Genomic DNA, 18,852 nt, shown 5'->3' on the forward strand with positions numbered 1-18,852 from the left:
GGTCAGCTCCCTTCAGCACCCGGCTGCTCCGCCGGGCCGGTCTCGGGGGCGGCCTGCGCGGCCGCCTCGGTCCTGGGTGCGCGGTCGGGACGACCGGCACCACCACGACGGGGACGGTCGCCGCCGCCGCGACGGGGACGGTCGCCCGCGCCACCACGACGGTCGTCACGCTCACGACGCTGGCCCGCACGGGCGCCGGCCGCGGCCGCCTCCCGCTCGGAACGGCTGGTCGGAGCCTCGCCCTTGTAGATCCACACCTTCACGCCGATGCGGCCGAAGGTGGTGCGGGCCTCGTAGAAGCCGTAGTCGACGTCCGCGCGGAGCGTGTGCAGGGGCACGCGGCCCTCGCGGTAGAACTCCGAGCGGGACATCTCGGCGCCGCCCAGACGGCCGGCGCACTGCACCCGGATGCCCTTGGCGCCGCTCTTCATGGCGGACTGCATGGCCTTGCGCATGGCCCGGCGGAACGAGACGCGGCTGGACAGCTGCTCGGCCACGCCCTGCGCGACGAGCTGCGCGTCGATCTCGGGGTTCTTCACCTCGAGGATGTTCAGCTGGACCTGCTTCTTGGTCAGCTTCTCCAGGTCGCCGCGGATGCGGTCGGCCTCGGCGCCGCGGCGGCCGATGACGATGCCCGGCCGGGCGGTGTGGATGTCGACCTGGACGCGGTCGGTCGTACGCTCGATCTCGACCTTGGAGATGCCGGCCCGCTCCATGCCCTTCTGCAGCATGCGACGGATCGCCACGTCCTCGGCGACGTACGACTTGTACAGCTTGTCGGCGTACCACCGGCTCTTGAAGTCGGTCGTGATGCCGAGGCGGAACCCGTGCGGGTTAACCTTCTGGCCCACTAGCGGGTCCTTCCCTTCGGCTCGCGGGACTCCACGATCACGGTGATGTGGCTCGTCCGCTTGTTGATCCGATAGGCACGACCCTGGGCGCGCGGGCGGAATCGCTTGAGGGTCGGCCCCTCGTCGACCCACGCGCGGCTCACGAAGAGCGTCTCCCGGTCGAGCTTGAAATTGTGCTCAGCGTTCGCGATCGCGCTCGAGAGCACCTTGTAGACGGTCTCGCTCGCCGACTGGGGAGCGAACTGCAGCACGGCCTGCGCCTCCGAAGCGGGCAGCCCGCGAATGAGGTCCACCACACGGCGGGCCTTCCGGGGCGTGTGGCGCGCGAACCGCGCCTGTGCCCTGGCTTCCATCGCTTTCTCCTCTAACTGCTGGCTTGAAGGCGCTTACCGCCGGCTGCGGCGGTCTTCCTTGACGTGGCTGCGGAACGTCCGCGTGGGGGCGAACTCACCGAGCTTGTGACCGATCATCGAGTCGGTGACGAACACCGGAACGTGCTTGCGGCCGTCGTGCACGGCGATCGTGTGGCCGATCATGTCGGGCACGATCATGGAGCGCCGCGACCACGTCTTGATGACGTTCTTGGTGCCCTTCTCGTTCTGGGCGTCCACCTTCTTCTGCAGGTGGTCGTCCACGAAGGGACCCTTCTTAAGGCTACGTGGCATATCGGCTGCTCCTACCGCTTCTTCCTCTTGCTCCGACGACGGATGATCAGCCGGTCGCTCGGCTTGTTCGGCTGCCGCGTACGGCCCTCGGGCTTGCCCTTCGGGTTCACCGGGTGGCGACCACCGGAGGTCTTGCCCTCACCACCACCGTGCGGGTGGTCGACCGGGTTCATGGCGACACCGCGGACCGTGGGGCGCTTGCCCTTCCAGCGGTTGCGGCCGGCCTTGCCGATGTTGATGTTGGACTGCTCGGCGTTGCCCACCTGGCCCACCGAGGCCCGGCAGCGCACGTCGACCTGGCGCATTTCACCGGACGGCATACGCAGCGTGGCGTACATGCCCTCCTTGGCGAGCAGCTGGATCTGCGCGCCGGCGCTGCGGCCGAGCTTGGCGCCGCCACCGGGGCGAAGCTCCACCGCGTGGATGAAGGTACCGGTCGGGATGTTGCGCAGCGGCAGGCAGTTGCCCGGCTTGATGTCGGCCGTTGGGCCGTTCTCGATCTGGTCGCCCTGCTTGAGGCCGGCCGGAGCGAGGATGTAGCGCTTCTCGCCGTCGGCGTAGTGCAGCAGCGCGATGCGGGAGGTGCGGTTCGGGTCGTACTCGATGTGCGCGACCTTGGCCGGGATCCCGTCCTTGTCGTGGCGGCGGAAGTCGATGATCCGGTAGGCGCGCTTGTGCCCGCCTCCCTGGTGCCGGGCGGTCACCCGGCCGTGGACGTTGCGGCCGCCCTTGCTGTGCAGTGGGGCAAGCAGCGACTTCTCCGGCGTGCTGCGCGTGATCTCGGCGAAGTCCGAGACGCTCGCGCCGCGCCGACCCGGAGTCGTCGGCTTGTACTTACGGATGCCCATCTTTTTCGTTCATCCTTCGTCGGTTCGTACCGGTCGGGGTCCGCCTCACGGCGGTCCCCCCGGTGCTCTCTTCCCGGGGCCGGTCCCTCGCACGGTGGCGAGGGGCCCCTCTCCCCGCTGCGGCAGGTGCTAGCCGATCTGACCGAAGATGTCGATCCGCTCGCCCTCGGCCAGGCTCACGATCGCGCGCTTGGTGGTCGGGCGCTGGCCGTAGCCGTGCTTGGTCCGCTTGCGCTTGCCCTGGCGGTTGATCGTGTTCACGCCGGTCACCTTGACGCCGAAGATCTGCTCGACGGCGATCTTCACCTGCGTCTTGTTGGCACCCTTGCGCACCAGGAACGTGTACTTGTTGTGCTCATCGATCAGGCCGTAGCTCTTCTCGGAGACGATCGGCTTGAGGATGATGTCACGCGGGTCGGCGATCTTCTGCATCAGGCCTCTTCCTTCCCGCTGTTCCCCAGCCGCGCCACGACCTGGTCGTAGGCCTCACGGGTGAAGACCACGTCGTCGTGGCAGAGCACGTCGTAGGTGTTGATCTGCCCCGCGTCCAGCAGGTGGACCTCGGGGGCGTTGCGCAGGCTGAGCCAGGTGAGCTCGTCGTTCTCGTCGACCACGACGAGAACGCTGCGGGCCTGCGTAATCTTCCGCAGCGCCTCCAGGGCGGCGCGGGTCCCGGGCGTGTCACCCGTGACGAGGCCGCTCACCACGTGGACGCGGCCGCCGCCGGCGCGGTCGGACAGCGCGCCCTTCAGGGCCGCCGCCTTCATCTTCTTGGGCGTCCGCTGCTCGTACGAGCGCGGCTGCGGGCCGTGGACGACGCCACCACCGGCGAACTGCGGCGCGCGGGTCGAGCCCTGGCGGGCGCGGCCGGTGCCCTTCTGCCGGTACGGCTTCTTGCCGCCGCCGGAGACGTTGCCGCGGGTCTTGGTGGCGTGGGTGCCCTGCCGGCGCGCGGCCAGCTGGGCGACGACCACCTGGTGGATCAGCGGGACGTTGACCTTGGCGCCGAAGACCTCCTCGGGGAGGTCGACGGTCCCCGCCTTGGCGCCGCTGGCGTCGAGGACGTCAATGGTCGTGCTCACTTGGCAGCAACCCCCTTCTTGGCGGCGGTGCGGATGAGGACCAGGCTGCCGTTGGCGCCGGGGATCGCACCCTTGATCAGGATGAGGCCCTTCTCGGCGTCCACGGCGTGCACCTTGAGGCTCTGGACCGTCGTGCGGACGTTGCCCATCCGGCCGGCCATGCGCAGGCCCTTGAAGACGCGGCCCGGGGTGGCGCACCCGCCGATGGAGCCCGGGGAGCGGTGCTTGCGCTGCGTACCGTGCGAGGCGCCGAGACCACGGAAGTTGTGGCGCTTCATGACACCCGCGAAGCCCTTGCCCTTGCTCTTGCCGGTGACGTCGATGTACTGCCCGGCCTCGAAGGCGTCGGCCAGGATCTCCTGGCCGAGGGTGTACTCGGAGGCGTCGTCGGTGCGGACCTCGGCGAAGTAGCGGCGCGGCGTGATGTCGTGCTTGCGGAGGTAGTCGCCCAGGGGCTTGTTGACCTTACGAGGGTCGATCTGCCCGTAGCCGAGCTGGACGGCGGAGTAGCCGTCCTTCTCCGGAGTGCGGACCCGGGTCACCACGCACGGACCGGCCTCGACGACGGTGACCGGGATCACCCGGTTCGTCTCGTCGAAGACCTGGGTCATGCCGAGCTTCTTGCCCAGGACGCCCTTGATCTGCTTAGCCATGTCAGTGCGTTCCTTAGAGCTTGATCGAGATGTCGACACCGGCGGGAAGGTCGAGACGCATGAGCGAGTCGACCGTCTTCGGCGTCGGGTCGATGATGTCAATCAGCCGCTTGTGCGTACGCATCTCAAAGTGCTCGCGGCTGTCCTTGTACTTGTGCGGCGACCGGATGACGCAGTACACGTTCTTCTCGGTCGGCAGCGGCACCGGGCCAGCGACCTTGGCGCCGGTCCGCGTCACCGTCTCGACGATCTTCTTGGCCGAGCTGTCGATGACCTCGTGGTCATACGCCTTGAGCCGGATGCGGATCTTCTGTCCCGCCATAATGGCCTCGGTGTCCTTCGCTGTCGTCCTATAAAGCTTCACGCGGCCTGGTGCCGCAGGTCGTTTTCCACGCGACCGACGTTCCGGAGCCCGTCCGGTGTTCCGTGATCTGGCAGTGGCTTCGGTCGAAGTGCGGCCGAAAGCACTGCGAGATCACGGTCTCGTCGTCCGTGGGGGGTCGTCTCCGGCCCCTCCGTGGTGCGGCGGCCAGGCCCTCAGGGACCCGACCGCCGCCCAGCGGTGCTACTACTTGATGATCTTCGTCACGCGGCCGGCGCCGACGGTGCGGCCACCCTCGCGGATCGCGAACTTGAGGCCGTCCTCCATCGCGATCGGCTGGATGAGCTGGACGGTCATCTCGGTGTTGTCACCGGGCATGACCATCTCGGTGCCCTCCGGCAGGTTCACGACACCGGTCACGTCCGTGGTACGGAAGTAGAACTGCGGCCGGTAGTTGTTGAAGAACGGCGTGTGGCGGCCGCCCTCGTCCTTGGACAGGATGTAGACCTGCGCCTCGAACTCGGTGTGCGGGGTCGTGGTGCCCGGCTTGATGACACACTGACCGCGCTCGACGTCCTCGCGCTTGATGCCGCGGAGGAGCAGACCGACGTTGTCACCGGCCTGGCCCTCGTCAAGGAGCTTGCGGAACATCTCGACACCGGTGACGGTGGTCGTGGTGCTCTTCTCCTTGATGCCGATGATGTCGACGGTCTCGTTGACCTTGACGATACCGCGCTCGATACGGCCGGTGACGACCGTGCCGCGACCGGTGATCGAGAACACGTCCTCGATCGGCATGAGGAACGGCTTGTCGGTGTCACGAACCGGCTCGGGGACGTTCTCGTCCACGGCGTTCATGAGCTCGATGATCGAGTCGCCCCACTTCTCGTCGCCCTCGAGCGCCTTGAGCGCCGAGACGCGCACGACCGGCAGGTCGTCGCCCGGGAACTCCTGGGCGGACAGCAGCTCGCGGACCTCGAGCTCGACGAGCTCCAGGATCTCCTCGTCGTCGACCATGTCGGCCTTGTTGAGGGCCACGACGATGTAGGGAACGCCGACCTGGCGGGCCAGGAGGACGTGCTCCTTCGTCTGCGGCATCGGGCCGTCGGTCGCCGCGACCACCAGGATCGCGCCGTCCATCTGAGCGGCACCGGTGATCATGTTCTTCACGTAGTCGGCGTGACCGGGGCAGTCCACGTGGGCGTAGTGGCGCTTCTCGGTCTGGTACTCGACGTGCGCGATGGAGATGGTGATTCCGCGAGCCTTCTCCTCGGGCGCCTTGTCGATCTTGTCGAACGGGGTCGCCTCGTTGAGCTGCGGGAAACGGTCGTGAAGCACCTTGGTGATCGCCGCGGTCAGAGTGGTCTTGCCGTGGTCGATGTGCCCAATGGTGCCGATGTTCACGTGCGGCTTGTTCCGCTCGAACTTGGCCTTGGCCACTGGTCTGTCTCCTTAGAGATTCTGACTTGACTTGCGTCTTGCAACTCAGGCTGTGCCCGGCGGAGGGATCACTCCCTCCGCCGTGCACCGAGCGGAACTATTCGCCCCGAGCCTTCGCGACGATCTCCTTGGCGATGCCCGGGGGCACCTCCGAGTAGGAGTCGAACTGCATGCTGTAGCTCGCGCGCCCCTGGGTGCGGCTGCGCAGGTCGCCCACGTAGCCGAACATCTCGGACAGCGGCACGAGCGCCTTGATGACACGGGCGCCGGACCGTTCGTCCATCGCCTGGATCTGCCCGCGGCGACCGTTCAGGTCGCCGATGACGTCACCCATGTAGTCCTCGGGCGTGGTGACCTCGACGGCCATCATCGGCTCGAGGAGTACAGCGTCCGCCTTGCGCGCGGCCTCCTTGAAGGCCATCGAGCCAGCGATCTTGAACGCCATTTCCGACGAGTCGACCTCGTGGAAGGCGCCGTCCTGGAGCGTGACCTTCACGCCGACCATCGGGTAGCCGGCGAGCACGCCGAACTCGGCCGCCTCCTGCGCGCCCGCGTCCACCGACGGGATGTACTCCCGCGGGATGCGGCCACCGGTGACCTTGTTCTCGAACTCGTAGCCGTCGTTGCCCTCGCCCAGCGGCTCCAGGTTGATGATCACGCGAGCGAACTGGCCGGAACCACCGGTCTGCTTCTTGTGCGTGTACTCGACCTTCTCCACCTTGCGGCGGATGGTCTCGCGGTAGGCGACCTGCGGGCGGCCGACGTTCGCCTCGACCTTGAACTCGCGGCGCATCCGGTCGACGAGGATCTCCAGGTGAAGCTCACCCATGCCCCAGATGACCGTCTGACCGGTCTCCTCGTCCCGGCGGACCTGGAAGGACGGGTCCTCCTCGGCCAGCCGCTGGATCGCGGTGCCCAGCTTCTCCTGGTCGCCCTTGGTCTTGGGCTCGATCGCGACGTTGATGACCGGCGCGGGGAACGTCATCGACTCGAGGACGACCTGCTTGACCGGGTCCGACAGAGTGTCGCCGGTGGTGGTGTCCTTCAGGCCCATGACGGCCACGATCTGACCAGCGGTCGCGGACGGGCGCTCCTCGCGCTTGTTCGCGTGCATCTGGTAGATCTTGCCGATCCGCTCCTTCTTGCCCTTGACCGAGTTCACCACGGTGGTGCCGGTCTCGAGCGTTCCGGAGTAGACGCGGATGTAGGTGAGCTTGCCCAGGTGCGGGTCGCTCATGATCTTGAACGCCAGCGCCGCGAACGGCTCGTTCGGGTCCGCGTGGCGCTCGACGATCTCCTCCTCCTTGCCCACCGCGTGGCCCTTGAAGGCCGGGATGTCGGTGGGGGCGGGAAGGTAGGCGACGATCGCGTCGAGCAGGGGCTGCACGCCCTTGTTCTTGAACGCGGTGCCACACAGGACCGGGTTGATCGCGCCGGCGACCGTCGCCCGGCGGAGAGCTGCGACAAGCTGCTCCTCGGTGGGCTCGACGCCCTCCAGGAAGAGCTCCATGAGCTCGTCGTCGTTCTCAGCGACCGTCTCGACCAGCTTGTCGCGCCACTCGCGGGCCGCGTCGGCGTGGTCGGCCGGGATGTCGACGGTGTCGTACATCTCGCCCTTGGCCGCCTCGGCGCTCCAGAGCAGACCCTTCATCTTCACCAGGTCGATGACGCCCTTGAAGTCGGCCTCGACGCCCCAGGGAAGCTGGATGACCGCCGGGCTGGAGCCCAGCCGGCTGATCATCATGTCGACGCAGCGGTGGAACTCCGCACCGACCCGGTCCATCTTGTTGACGAAGCAGATCCGGGGCACACCGTAGCGGTCGGCCTGACGCCACACCGTCTCGGACTGCGGCTCCACGCCGGCGACGCCGTCGAACACCGCGACCGCGCCGTCCAGAACACGCAGCGACCGCTCGACCTCGATGGTGAAGTCCACGTGGCCGGGCGTGTCGATGATGTTGATCGTGTGATCAAGCCAGCTGCAGGTGGTCGCGGCGGAGGTGATGGTGATGCCGCGCTCCTGCTCCTGCTCCATCCAGTCCATGGTGGCAGCGCCCTCATGGACTTCACCGATCTTGTAGTTGATACCGGTGTAGAACAGGATGCGCTCAGTCGTCGTGGTCTTGCCCGCGTCGATATGGGCCATGATCCCGATGTTGCGGACCCTGGCCAGGTCAAGAGCGGTCGTGGTGGCCACTTCTTCGCGTCCTTAACTCGTCGTCGGTGCTCACTACCAGCGGTAGTGGGCGAAGGCCTTGTTGGACTCGGCCATCTTGTGCGTGTCCTCGCGCCGCTTGACGCTGGCGCCGAGGCCGTTGCTCGCGTCGAGGAGCTCGTTCATGAGCCGCTCGGTCATGGTCTTCTCGCGGCGCGCCCGGGAGTACTGGACGAGCCAGCGCAGGGCCAGCGTGGTGCTGCGCGAGGCCTTCACCTCGACGGGCACCTGGTAGGTGGCGCCACCGACACGGCGGCTCTTCACCTCGAGCGTCGGGCGGACGTTGTCGAGGGCCCGCTTCAGGGTGACGACCGGGTCGTTGCCGGTCTTGTCCTTGCAGCCCTCGAGGGCGCCGTAGACGATCGACTGCGCGAGGGAGCGCTTGCCGTCCAGGAGAACCTTGTTGATGAGCGCGGTGACCAGCGGCGAGTTGTGCACCGGGTCAGCGACCAGCTGGCGGCGGCCAGGGGAACCCTTGCGCGGCATGTCAGCTCTTCTCCTTCTTCGCGCCGTAACGGCTGCGGGCCTGCTTGCGGTTGCGGACGGCCTGGGTGTCCAGCGAACCACGGATGATCTTGTAGCGAACACCCGGCAGGTCCTTCACACGACCACCGCGCACGAGCACCATCGAGTGCTCCTGGAGGTTGTGACCCACCCCGGGGATGTAAGCCGTGACCTCGATGCCGTTGGTGAGCCGAACACGGGCCACCTTGCGCAGCGCCGAGTTGGGCTTCTTCGGGGTCGTCGTGTAAACGCGGGTGCAAACGCCGCGCCGCTGCGGGCTCCCCTTGAGGGCAGGAGTCTTGGTCTTGCTGACCTTGTCCTGCCGGCCCTTGCGGACCAACTGCTGAATGGTGGGCACCGCGTCTCCGTTTCGTGCCTAGCCGGTGATACGTCGTCCCGATCCTGGCGATGCCGCCCCTCACGGGTTTGCAGGTGCTGCCGGTGTCATGACCTGCGGATTTTCCATCCCCGCCGACCCACGCGCTCGGGCGTGTCGCGCTCTGCGCACGCCACACCCGGACAGACCCGGTCGATCTGGAGGATTCACACGGCGCCCCCGCCCGCCTCCCACAAGGGAGAACGGCTGTCAAGCGCACGCATGCGAGCCCACGAACCCATGGGCACGAAGGAAAAGACTACCCAGCGGTTCGCAAGTCGTCAAAACGACCGCCGCCGGATCGTCGGGTCCGTGTCATGGTTCCCGCCGCCTGCCTGCAGGCAGACAGCCAGAGGGCTCGGGAAGAGTGTACTCGCCCGCCACCCCTCCTCTCGCCATTTCCACCCACCCCACGCGGCTTTCGGCCACAAACCCAAACCGCCCGGGGAGCGGGTGCTCTCCGGGCGGTTCGGTGTTCGGGACTCAGCTGCCGGTGACTCAGCGGCCGTACTGGCCGAAGTCGTACTCCTCCAGCGGGACGGCCTCGCCGCTGCCGGAGCCGAAGGTGTAGTCCGCCGCGGAGCCGTCGTAGCCGCCGACCGTGTACATCGCGGCCTTGGCCTCCTCGGTGGGCTCCACCCGGATGTTGCGGTACTGGGGCATGCCCGTACCGGCCGGGATGAGCTTACCGATGATGACGTTCTCCTTGAGGCCGAGCAGCGAGTCGGACTTGGCGTGGATCGCCGCGTCGGTGAGGACTCGCGTCGTCTCCTGGAAGGACGCCGCCGACAGCCACGACTCGGTGGCCAGCGAGGCCTTGGTGATGCCCATCAGGACCGGACGGCCGGAGGCCGGCTGGCCGCCCTCCGCCACGGTCTGCCGGTTCATCGCCTCGAAGCGCGGCCGCTCGACCAGCTCGCCGGGCAGCAGCTCGGTGTCGCCCGACTCGAGCACGTTCACGCGCTTGAGCATCTGCCGGACGATGACCTCGATGTGCTTGTCGTGGATCGACACACCCTGCGAGCGGTAGACCTGCTGCACCTCGTCCACGAGGTGGAGCTGGACGGCCCGCGGGCCGAGGATCCGCAGGACCTCGTTCGGGTTGCGCGCACCGGCGATCAGCAGCTGACCGACGTCCACGCGCTGTCCCTCGGAGACCAGCAGCCGCGACCGCATCGACACCGGGTACGCGATCTCCTCGGAGCCGTCGTCCGGAGTGATGACGATCTTGCGGGTCTTGTCGGTCTCGTCGATCCGCGCCCGGCCCGCGACCTCGCTGATCGGGGCGACACCCTTGGGGATGCGCGCCTCGAACAGCTCCTGGACACGCGGCAGACCATGGGTGATGTCCGCGCCCGCCACTCCACCGGTGTGGAAGGTACGCATGGTCAGCTGGGTGCCGGGCTCACCGATCGACTGGGCCGCGATGATGCCGACGGCCTCGCCGACGTCCACGAGCTTGCCGGTGGCCAGCGAGCGGCCGTAGCAGGTCGCGCAGACACCGATCTTGGCCTCGCAGACCAGCGTGCTGCGGGTCCGGACCGTCTCGATGCCGGCGTTCACCAGAGCGGTGACGGTGTCGTCGTTGATGTCGACGCCCGCCGCGGCGACGAGCTTGCCGTCCACCTCGACGTCCTCGGCGAGGATGCGGCCGTGCACGTTGCTCTCGGCGTTCTCGGCCTTGACCAGGGCGCCCGACGAGTCGCGCTCGCCCACGTGCAGCGGGACGGCGCGGTCGGTGCCACAGTCGATCTCGCGGACGATGACGTCCTGGGCGACGTCGACGAGACGACGCGTCAGGTAGCCGGAGTCGGCGGTCCGCAGAGCGGTGTCCGCCAGACCCTTCCGCTGGCCGTGGGTCGAGATGAAGTACTCCAGCACCGACAGGCCCTCGCGGAAGGAGGACTTGATCGGCCGCGGGATCGTCTCACCCTTGGTGTTGGACACCAGGCCGCGGATGCCCGCGATCTGCCGCACCTGCATGCGGTTGCCTCGGGCGCCGGAGTTGACCATCATCCAGACCGGGTTGGTCGCCGGGAACGCGTTGACCATGTCGGTCTCGACGTCCGCCGTCGCGTGGGTCCAGATCTCGATGAGCTCCTGACGGCGCTCCTCGTCGGTGATCAGACCACGGTCGTACTCGCGCTGGACCTTGTCCGCGCGCCGCTCGTACGACTCCATGATGGCGGCCTTGTTCGGCGGCGCCACGACGTCCTCGATGGAGATCGTGACACCCGCGCGGGTCGCCCAGTGGAAGCCGGCGTCCTTCAGCGCGTCGAGCGCGTTGGCCACCTCCACCTTCGGGTACCGCTCGGCCAGCTCGTTGACGATCGCCGAGAGCTGCTTCTTGCCGACCTGGTAGTTCACGAAGGGGTAGTTGGCGGGCAGCGTCTGGTTGAACAGGCACCGGCCCAGCGTGGTCTCCAGCCGGATCGCGTCACCGGCCTCCCAGCCCTCCGGGGCCTCCCAGCCGCGCGGCGGCGGGACGTCCTTGAGCCGCACCTGGATCTTGGCCTGGATGTCCAGCTCGTGCCGGTCGTGGGCCATGAGGGCCTCCGACACGGTGGTGAACACCCGGCCCTCGCCCTGGCCGCCCTCCTTCTCGGTGGTCAGCCAGTACAGACCGATGACCATGTCCTGGGTGGGCATCGTCACCGGCTTGCCGTCCGCCGGCTTGAGGATGTTGTTGGTGGACAGCATCAGGATCCGCGCCTCGGCCTGGGCCTCGGCCGACAGCGGCAGGTGCACCGCCATCTGGTCGCCGTCGAAGTCCGCGTTGAACGCGGTGCAGACGAGCGGGTGGATCTGGATGGCCTTGCCCTCGACCAGCTGCGGCTCGAAGGCCTGGATGCCCAGGCGGTGCAGCGTGGGCGCGCGGTTGAGCAGCACCGGGTGCTCGGTGATGACCTCTTCCAGCACGTCCCACACGACCGGCTTGGACCGCTCGACCATCCGCTTGGCGGACTTGATGTTCTGCGCGTGGTTGAGATCGACCAGGCGCTTCATCACGAACGGCTTGAACAGCTCCAGCGCCATCTGCTTGGGCAGGCCGCACTGGTGCAGCCTGAGCTGCGGGCCGACGACGATGACCGAACGGCCGGAGTAGTCGACGCGCTTGCCGAGCAGGTTCTGCCGGAAACGACCCTGCTTGCCCTTCAGCATGTCGCTGAGGGACTTCAGCGGGCGGTTGCCGGGGCCGGTGACCGGACGGCCGCGGCGGCCGTTGTCGAACAGGGCGTCGACGGCCTCCTGGAGCATCCGCTTCTCGTTGTTCACGATGATCTCGGGCGCGCCGAGGTCGAGCAGACGCTTGAGCCGGTTGTTCCGGTTGATCACCCGGCGGTACAGGTCGTTCAGGTCCGAGGTGGCGAAGCGGCCACCGTCGAGCTGGACCATCGGCCGCAGGTCCGGCGGGATCACCGGGATGCAGTCGAGGACCATGCCGCTCGGCGAGTTGCGGGTGTTGAGGAACGCCGCGACGACCTTGAGCCGCTTGAGGGCGCGGGCCTTCTTCTGGCCCTTGCCGCTGCGGATGGTCTCCCGCAGGTTCTCCGCCTCGGCCTCCAGGTCGAAGCCGCCGAGCCGCTCCTGGATGGCCTGGGCACCCATGCCGCCGCGGAAGTAGCGGCCGAACCGGTCGCGCATCTCACGGTAGAGCAGCTCGTCGCCCTCCAGGTCCTGGACCTTGAGGTTCTTGAAGCGGCTCCAGACCTCCTCCAGCCGGTCCAGCTCGCGCTGGGCCCGGTCGCGGAGCTGGCGCATCTCACGGTCGGCGCCCTCACGCACCTTGCGGCGGGCGTCGCCCTTGGCTCCGGAGGCCTCCAGCTCGGCCAGGTCGGCCTCGAGCTTCTTCTGGCGGGCCTCGATGTCGGCGTCACGGCGCTGCTCGACGTGCTGCCGCTCGACGGAGATCTTCGCCTCCAGCGACGGCAGGTCGCGGTCACGCATCTCGTTGTCGACATGCGTGATCATGTAGGCCGCGAAGTAGATGACCTTCTCCAGGTCCTTTGGGGCCAGGTCGAGCAGGTAACCGAGGCGCGACGGGACGCCCTTGAAGTACCAGATGTGAGTGACCGGGGCGGCCAGCTCGATGTGGCCCATCCGCTCTCGGCGCACCTTGGCGCGCGTGACCTCGACGCCACAGCGCTCACAGATGATGCCCTTGAAGCGGACGCGCTTGTACTTACCGCAGTAGCACTCCCAGTCCCGGGTCGGACCGAAGATCTTCTCGCAGAAGAGCCCGTCCTTCTCCGGCTTGAGGGTTCGGTAGTTGATGGTCTCCGGCTTCTTCACCTCGCCGTGCGACCACTGCCTGATGTCGTCGGCGGTCGCGAGGCCGATGCGCAGCTCGTCGAAGAAGTTGACGTCGAGCACTAGATAATCCCCTTTTGAATCAGACCTCGTCGACGGTCATCGCGCCCTCGTGGGGACGCCGGGACAGGTCGATGCCAAGCTCTTCTGCCGCGCGGAAGACATCCTCGTCGGTGTCCCGCATCTCGATCGACATGCCGTCGCTCGAAAGGACCTCGACGTTCAGGCAGAGCGACTGCATCTCCTTGATGAGGACCTTGAAGGACTCGGGAATGCCCGCCTCGGGGATGTTCTCGCCCTTGACGATGGCCTCGTAGACCTTCACCCGGCCCAGGACGTCGTCGGACTTGATGGTCAGCAGCTCCTGCAGGGCGTACGCCGCACCGTAGGCCTCGAGGGCCCACACCTCCATCTCGCCGAAGCGCTGGCCGCCGAACTGCGCCTTACCACCCAGCGGCTGCTGGGTGATCATCGAGTACGGACCGGTCGAGCGAGCGTGGATCTTGTCGTCGACCAGGTGCAGCAGCTTGAGGATGTAGATGTAGCCGACCGAGATCGGGTGCGGGAACGGCTCGCCGGAACGGCCGTCGAAGAGCCGGGCCTTGCCGTTCTCCCCCACCATGCGGGAGCCGTCCCGGTTGAGCAGGGTGCTGTCGAGCAGGCCGACGATCTCCTGCTCGTGGGCACCGTCGAACACCGGCGTGGCGACCTTGGTCCAGGGCTCGACCCTGTCCATGTCCTTCTCACGCAGGCGCTCGGCCCAGGCCTCCTCGATGCCGCTGACGTCCCATCCGCGGGCGGCGATCCACCCGAGGTGGGTCTCCAGCACCTGGCCGACGTTCATCCGGCCGGGCACGCCCAGCGGGTTGAGCACGATGTCGACCGGGGTGCCGTCCTCCAGGAACGGCATGTCCTCCACCGGAAGGATCTTGGAGATGACGCCCTTGTTGCCGTGGCGGCCGGCGAGCTTGTCGCCGTCCGTGATCTTGCGCTTCTGCGCCACGTACACGCGGACCAGCTCGTTCACACCCGGAGGAAGCTCGTCGCCCTCCTCGCGGCTGAACACCCGGACGCCGATGACCTTGCCGGACTCGCCGTGCGGCACCTTCAGGGAGGTGTCACGGACCTCACGCGCCTTCTCACCGAAGATCGCGCGCAGCAGGCGCTCCTCGGGGGTCAGCTCCGTCTCACCCTTGGGGGTGACCTTGCCGACGAGGATGTCGCCGGTCACCACCTCGGCGCCGATGCGGATGATGCCCCGCTCGTCGAGGTCGGCCAGCGCGTCCTCGGAGGCGTTCGGGATGTCCCGCGTGATCTCCTCGGGGCCCAGCTTGGTGTCGCGGGCGTCGACCTCGTGCTCCTCGATGTGGATCGAGGAGAGCACGTCGTCCTGCACCAGGCGCTGGGACAGGATGATCGCGTCCTCGTAGTTGTGACCCTCCCACGGCATGAACGCCACGAGCAGGTTCTTGCCGAGCGCCATCTCGCCGTTGTCGGTGCACGGACCGTCGGCGATGACCTGGCCCTGCTCGACCCGGTCGCCCTCGGCCACGATCGGCTTCTGGTTGAAGCAGGTGCCCTGGTTCGACCGCTTGAACTTCGCGACCCGGTACGTCGTACGCGTGCCGTCGTCGTTCATCACGGTGACGTAGTCGGCGGAGACCTCCTCGACGACACCGGCCTTCTCGGCGCTGATGACGTCGCCGGCGTCAGTGGCGGCGCGGTACTCCATGCCGGTGCCGACCAGCGGGGCCTCGCTCTTCAGCAGGGGCACCGACTGGCGCTGCATGTTCGAGCCCATGAGCGCGCGGTTGGCGTCGTCGTGCTCGAGGAACGGGATCATGGCGGTCGCGACCGACACCATCTGGCGCGGCGAGACGTCCATGTAGTCCACCTCGGACGGGTGGACGGCCTCGAACTCGCCGCCCTTGCGCCGGGCGAGCACCCGGGACTCGGCGAAGCTGCCGTCGGCGTTCAGGACCGTGTTGGCCTGGGCGACGACGTGCCGGTCCTCCTCGTCGGCGGTCAGGTAGTCGATGTCGTAGGTGACCCGGCCGTCCTCCACGCGGCGGTACGGCGTCTCGACGAAGCCGAACGAGTTGACCCGCCCGAAGGACGACAGCGAGCCGATCAGACCGATGTTCGGGCCTTCCGGCGTCTCAATCGGGCACATGCGGCCGTAGTGCGAGGGGTGCACGTCGCGGACCTCGAAGCCCGCCCGCTCACGGGACAGACCACCGGGACCCAGGGCCGACAGACGCCGCTTGTGCGTCAGGCCGGCCAGCGGGTTGGTCTGGTCCATGAACTGCGACAGCTGGGAGGTGCCGAAGAACTCCTTGATCGACGCCACGACCGGGCGGATGTTGATCAGGGTCTGCGGCGTGATCGCCTCGACGTCCTGCGTGGTCATGCGCTCGCGGACGACGCGCTCCATGCGGGCCAGGCCCAGCCGGACCTGGTTCTGGATGAGCTCGCCCACCGTGCGCAGACGGCGGTTGCCGAAGTGGTCGATGTCGTCGGTCTCGACGACGACCGAGCCGTTCTCGCCCATCGACTCCTCACCGGCGTGCAGCCGGACGAGGTACTCGATGGTCGCGACGATGTCCTCGTCGGTCAGCGTGCCCTGGGTGATGTCGGAGCCGACGCCCAGCTTCTTGTTGATCTTGTAGCGGCCGACCTTGGCGAGGTCGTAGCGCTTGTGGTTGAAGTACAGGTTCTCCAGCAGCGCCTGCGCCGACTCCTTGGTCGGGGGCTCGCCCGGCCGCAGCTTCCGGTAGATGTCGAGCAGCGCGTCGTCCTGGCCGGACGTGTGGTCCTTCTCCAGGGTGGCCCGCATCGACTCGTACTGGCCGAAACGCTCCAGGATCTGGTCACTGGTCCAGCCGAGCGCCTTCAGCAGCACGGTGACCGGCTGCTTGCGCTTGCGGTCGATGCGCACGCCGACGCTGTCGCGCTTGTCGATCTCGAACTCGAGCCACGCGCCGCGCGACGGGATCACCCGGCAGCCGAACAGGTCCTTGTCGGAGGTCTTGTCGACAGAGCGGTCGAAGTAGACACCCGGCGACCGGACGAGCTGCGAGACCACCACGCGCTCGGTGCCGTTGATGATGAAGGTGCCCTTCGAGGTCATGAGCGGGAAGTCGCCCATGAACACCGTCTGGCTCTTGATCTCACCTGTGGTGTTATTGATGAACTCCGCCGTGACGAACATCGGGGCGGAGTAGGTCATGTCCTTGTCTTTGCACTCATCTACGGAGTACTTGGGCGGCTCGAACCTGTGATCCCGGAACGACAGGGACATGGTTCCGGAGAAGTCCTCGATGGGACTGATCTCCTCGAAGATCTCTTCGAGACCTGATTGGGCCGGAATGTCCTTGCGCCCGGCCTGGCGAGCCACCTCGACCCGGCCCTTCCATCTCTCGTTTCCGAGCAACCAGTCGAACGACTCGGTCTGCAGGGCGAGAAGGTCGGGTACTTCGAGCGGCTCCTCGATTCGTGCGAACGACACGGTACGGGGACCGGCGGGTACGGCGGAGGCGTTGCGCGAGGCTGCCAACAGATGTCCTTCCGAGGGCTCGCGGACTGACTACACGCACGCCAGACGACCAAGATCAGAGGTTACTCAGAGAAGCGGTCGTCAAAGGGCAGCGCAAAGGGGCAGTGTAGCCGATCGGCATACACCTGTCCACTCCGCTCTCGCTCTGCGCTCCACGTTGCTGGCAGCATCACCCGTCCGCGCCGAAACGTCAAGCCCGAGAGCCGACATTTCGCCTAACCGACAGGGGTCACGCTGGGTTTTCCCGCCCTCGGGACCTTAGCGAACGCCGGGGATCCAGTCCCTACCCGGGACCGGAGACGGGTAACGCTCAGTCACGCGAACGGCCCAACGCTGACCGTGGGTCTACGCTGCCGTGCCCTTGAATACCCATCGGCAAGCATGGTTCAAACGCGGTCTTTGCTAACAATTTAGCCACGCGCTCACGGGGCGGGCGTGTCCCCCAGAAGGGTCGACAGCCGGGAGGCCCGCCAGCCGTCGCCCTGCGTCACCATCACCAGACGTGCCCTGCCCTGGCTGACCTGCTGTTTGGGCTCTTCTTCGCCCCCGCCCGACCGTGTCGTGACCATGTTCACGAACAGCAGCACGCGGACCTCTTCGGGCGTCGCCGACTCCACGCCCGCGGCCGCCACGACGGTCTGCTGGACCGTCCGCCGCTCCCGGGCCTCCGGGCCCAGCGTCGCCGCGAGCGTGCGGTAGTGCTCGGCCAGCTCCCCGGTCGCGTGGGCGCCCGCCCGCGCCATGTCCCGGTCGATCGTACGGTAGTCGTACGACAGCATGTCGGGCGCGTACGACCGGGCGGCCGCGAGGGCCTCGCGGGAGGCCGTGTCGGCGGCCTGGAGACGGCGAAGGTCAAGCAGCAGCCACACGGCGGCGACGGCCAGCGCCACGGCGGCGAGCGCCGGCAGCGCCCGCAGCAGCCGCCTCACTGCACCAGCTCCGCCCCGGAGACCAGCCACAGGCCCGACGCCTTGGTCACGTCCATCCGCCACCGGAAGAAGCGTTCCTCGGGCGCGGCCTTCCTGCCGTCCTCCCAGTGGATCACCGCGTCGGCCACGACCAGGACCTGCGCCGTACGCCGGTCTCCGGCGATGGAGGCGAGCGCGGAGGCCCGCAGAACACCCGTCTGAACGGCCTTGTTCTTCAGCGTGGCGGACCTCAGGGCCGCCTGGTTCGCGGCGTAGCGCGCCTTCTCCGGGCCGGTGGAGGTGGCCAGCGCGCGTTTGATGTCGTCGTCGATGCGGTGGTGGTCGATCGTCATGAGGCTCACGGCGTGCGCCATGGCGGCCCGGACGGCCATCTGCCGGTCCTGTGCGGCCGCCTCGGCCTCCGTACGGGCTCCGGCGAGGCGCTGGACCACGAGGGCCAGCGCGACCGCGACGAGGACGAGCCCGACGGTCAGCGCGCGCCGCATCCCCGCCCACCTCCCCGAGCACCCGACCGTCTCGGCCTGATCACGTCGCGCCGGATCCTACGCCCCGACCATAGATCAACGGGCCCGCCCTGCCCATAGGGTCTCGATACCGCACGGGCCCGGGCACGCGAAAGGGGCGGTCCCATCCGGCACCTGGATGGACCCGCCCCTTCGGTGAAGCGTGGAGACTACTTGACCGTGACGGTCGCGCCGGCGCCCTCCAGGGCGGCCTTCGCCTTCTCGGCCTGCTCCTTGTTGACCTTGCCGTCGAAGACGGCCTTCGGAGCGCCGTCCACGAGGTCCTTGGCCTCCTTGAGGCCCAGGCTCGTCAGGGCCCGGATCTCCTTGATGACCTGGATCTTCTTGTCGCCGGCGGCCTCGAGGACGACGTCGAACTCGTCCTGCTCCTCGGCCTCCTCGGCGGCGGCGGCGCCACCGGCGGCCGGGGCGGCGGCGACGGCGACCGGCGCGGCGGCCTTGACGTCGAAGGTCTCCTCGAAGACCTTCACGAAGTCGGACAGCTCAAGGAGAGTCATCTCCTTGAAGGTCTCGAGCAGCTCGTCGGTGCTGAGCTTCGCCATGATGGTGTTCCTCCAGTGGATCTAGCAGAAAACG

The 18,852-nt window shown here is 67.7% G+C and carries 17 protein-coding genes; all 17 read right to left on the reverse strand.

Going from position 1 to position 18,852, the window contains the following annotated elements:
* Positions 1–2: 2 nt before the first annotated feature.
* The 17 genes from rpsC to rplL all read right to left on the reverse strand — a co-directional run bounded on the left by rpsC (position 3) and on the right by rplL (position 18,818).
* On the reverse strand, positions 3–851 hold the full coding sequence (gene rpsC, locus F5972_RS03180) for a 30S ribosomal protein S3 (protein ID WP_111699906.1): 849 nt from the start codon (positions 849–851) through the stop codon (positions 3–5).
* Positions 851–1,204 carry a 50S ribosomal protein L22 gene (gene rplV, locus F5972_RS03185; protein WP_111699907.1) on the reverse strand — a complete coding sequence of 118 codons (354 nt, stop codon included), beginning with the start codon at positions 1,202–1,204 and terminating at the stop codon, positions 851–853. Before rplV ends, rpsC begins: the two co-directional genes overlap by 1 nt.
* A gap of 33 nt (positions 1,205–1,237) precedes the next feature.
* Positions 1,238–1,516 (reverse strand): 30S ribosomal protein S19, encoded by a 279-nt coding sequence (rpsS, locus tag F5972_RS03190; RefSeq protein WP_055506384.1) that lies wholly within the window; start codon positions 1,514–1,516, stop codon positions 1,238–1,240.
* A gap of 11 nt (positions 1,517–1,527) precedes the next feature.
* Positions 1,528–2,364: a 50S ribosomal protein L2 gene (rplB, locus tag F5972_RS03195; RefSeq protein ID WP_150930849.1), complete on the reverse strand. Its 837-nt coding sequence runs from the start codon at positions 2,362–2,364 to the stop codon at positions 1,528–1,530.
* Positions 2,365–2,493: 129 nt separating this feature from the next.
* A complete protein-coding gene (gene rplW, locus F5972_RS03200) occupies positions 2,494–2,796 on the reverse strand; it encodes a 50S ribosomal protein L23 (protein WP_139573662.1) in 303 nt (100 codons plus the stop codon).
* Positions 2,796–3,446 (reverse strand): 50S ribosomal protein L4, encoded by a 651-nt coding sequence (rplD, locus tag F5972_RS03205; RefSeq protein WP_150930851.1) that lies wholly within the window; start codon positions 3,444–3,446, stop codon positions 2,796–2,798. Before rplD ends, rplW begins: the two co-directional genes overlap by 1 nt.
* Entirely contained in the window at positions 3,443–4,099 is a 657-nt protein-coding gene (rplC, locus tag F5972_RS03210) for a 50S ribosomal protein L3 (RefSeq protein ID WP_150930854.1), read from the reverse strand. The genes rplD and rplC overlap by 4 nt, the downstream gene beginning before the upstream one ends.
* 13 nt (positions 4,100–4,112) lie before the next feature.
* Positions 4,113–4,421, reverse strand: coding sequence for a 30S ribosomal protein S10 (gene rpsJ, locus F5972_RS03215; protein ID WP_012887830.1), 309 nt, complete (start codon positions 4,419–4,421; stop codon positions 4,113–4,115).
* 246 nt (positions 4,422–4,667) lie between these two features.
* Positions 4,668–5,861, reverse strand: a complete 1,194-nt coding sequence (gene tuf / locus F5972_RS03220; RefSeq protein ID WP_150930856.1) for an elongation factor Tu — start codon at positions 5,859–5,861, stop codon at positions 4,668–4,670.
* A 97-nt stretch (positions 5,862–5,958) separates the two neighbouring features.
* The gene (gene fusA, locus F5972_RS03225; RefSeq protein ID WP_404803031.1) at positions 5,959–8,007 is read right to left on the reverse strand and encodes an elongation factor G; all 2,049 of its coding nucleotides are present in this window, start codon (positions 8,005–8,007) and stop codon (positions 5,959–5,961) included.
* Positions 8,008–8,091: 84 nt separating this feature from the next.
* Complete coding sequence (gene rpsG, locus F5972_RS03230; RefSeq protein WP_030508317.1) at positions 8,092–8,562, reverse strand: 30S ribosomal protein S7; 471 nt, start codon at positions 8,560–8,562, stop codon at positions 8,092–8,094.
* A 1-nt stretch (position 8,563) separates the two neighbouring features.
* Complete coding sequence (gene rpsL, locus F5972_RS03235) at positions 8,564–8,938, reverse strand: 30S ribosomal protein S12 (RefSeq protein WP_030508316.1); 375 nt, start codon at positions 8,936–8,938, stop codon at positions 8,564–8,566.
* A 516-nt stretch (positions 8,939–9,454) separates the two neighbouring features.
* Entirely contained in the window at positions 9,455–13,330 is a 3,876-nt protein-coding gene (locus F5972_RS03240) for a DNA-directed RNA polymerase subunit beta' (protein WP_150930859.1), read from the reverse strand.
* 19 nt (positions 13,331–13,349) lie between these two features.
* Complete coding sequence (gene rpoB / locus F5972_RS03245) at positions 13,350–16,823, reverse strand: DNA-directed RNA polymerase subunit beta (RefSeq protein ID WP_150930861.1); 3,474 nt, start codon at positions 16,821–16,823, stop codon at positions 13,350–13,352.
* A gap of 422 nt (positions 16,824–17,245) precedes the next feature.
* Positions 17,246–17,752, reverse strand: a complete 507-nt coding sequence (locus F5972_RS03250) for a hypothetical protein (protein ID WP_225311116.1) — start codon at positions 17,750–17,752, stop codon at positions 17,246–17,248.
* On the reverse strand, positions 17,749–18,237 hold the full coding sequence (locus F5972_RS03255) for a hypothetical protein (RefSeq protein WP_150930863.1): 489 nt from the start codon (positions 18,235–18,237) through the stop codon (positions 17,749–17,751). The genes F5972_RS03250 and F5972_RS03255 overlap by 4 nt, the downstream gene beginning before the upstream one ends.
* 188 nt (positions 18,238–18,425) lie before the next feature.
* Positions 18,426–18,818, reverse strand: coding sequence for a 50S ribosomal protein L7/L12 (gene rplL, locus F5972_RS03260; protein WP_150930865.1), 393 nt, complete (start codon positions 18,816–18,818; stop codon positions 18,426–18,428).
* Positions 18,819–18,852: the final 34 nt, after the last annotated feature.

Source organism: Microbispora cellulosiformans (genome assembly GCF_008728085.1).
In the GTDB taxonomy this organism is placed as follows: Bacteria; Actinomycetota; Actinomycetes; order Streptosporangiales; family Streptosporangiaceae; genus Microbispora; species Microbispora amethystogenes.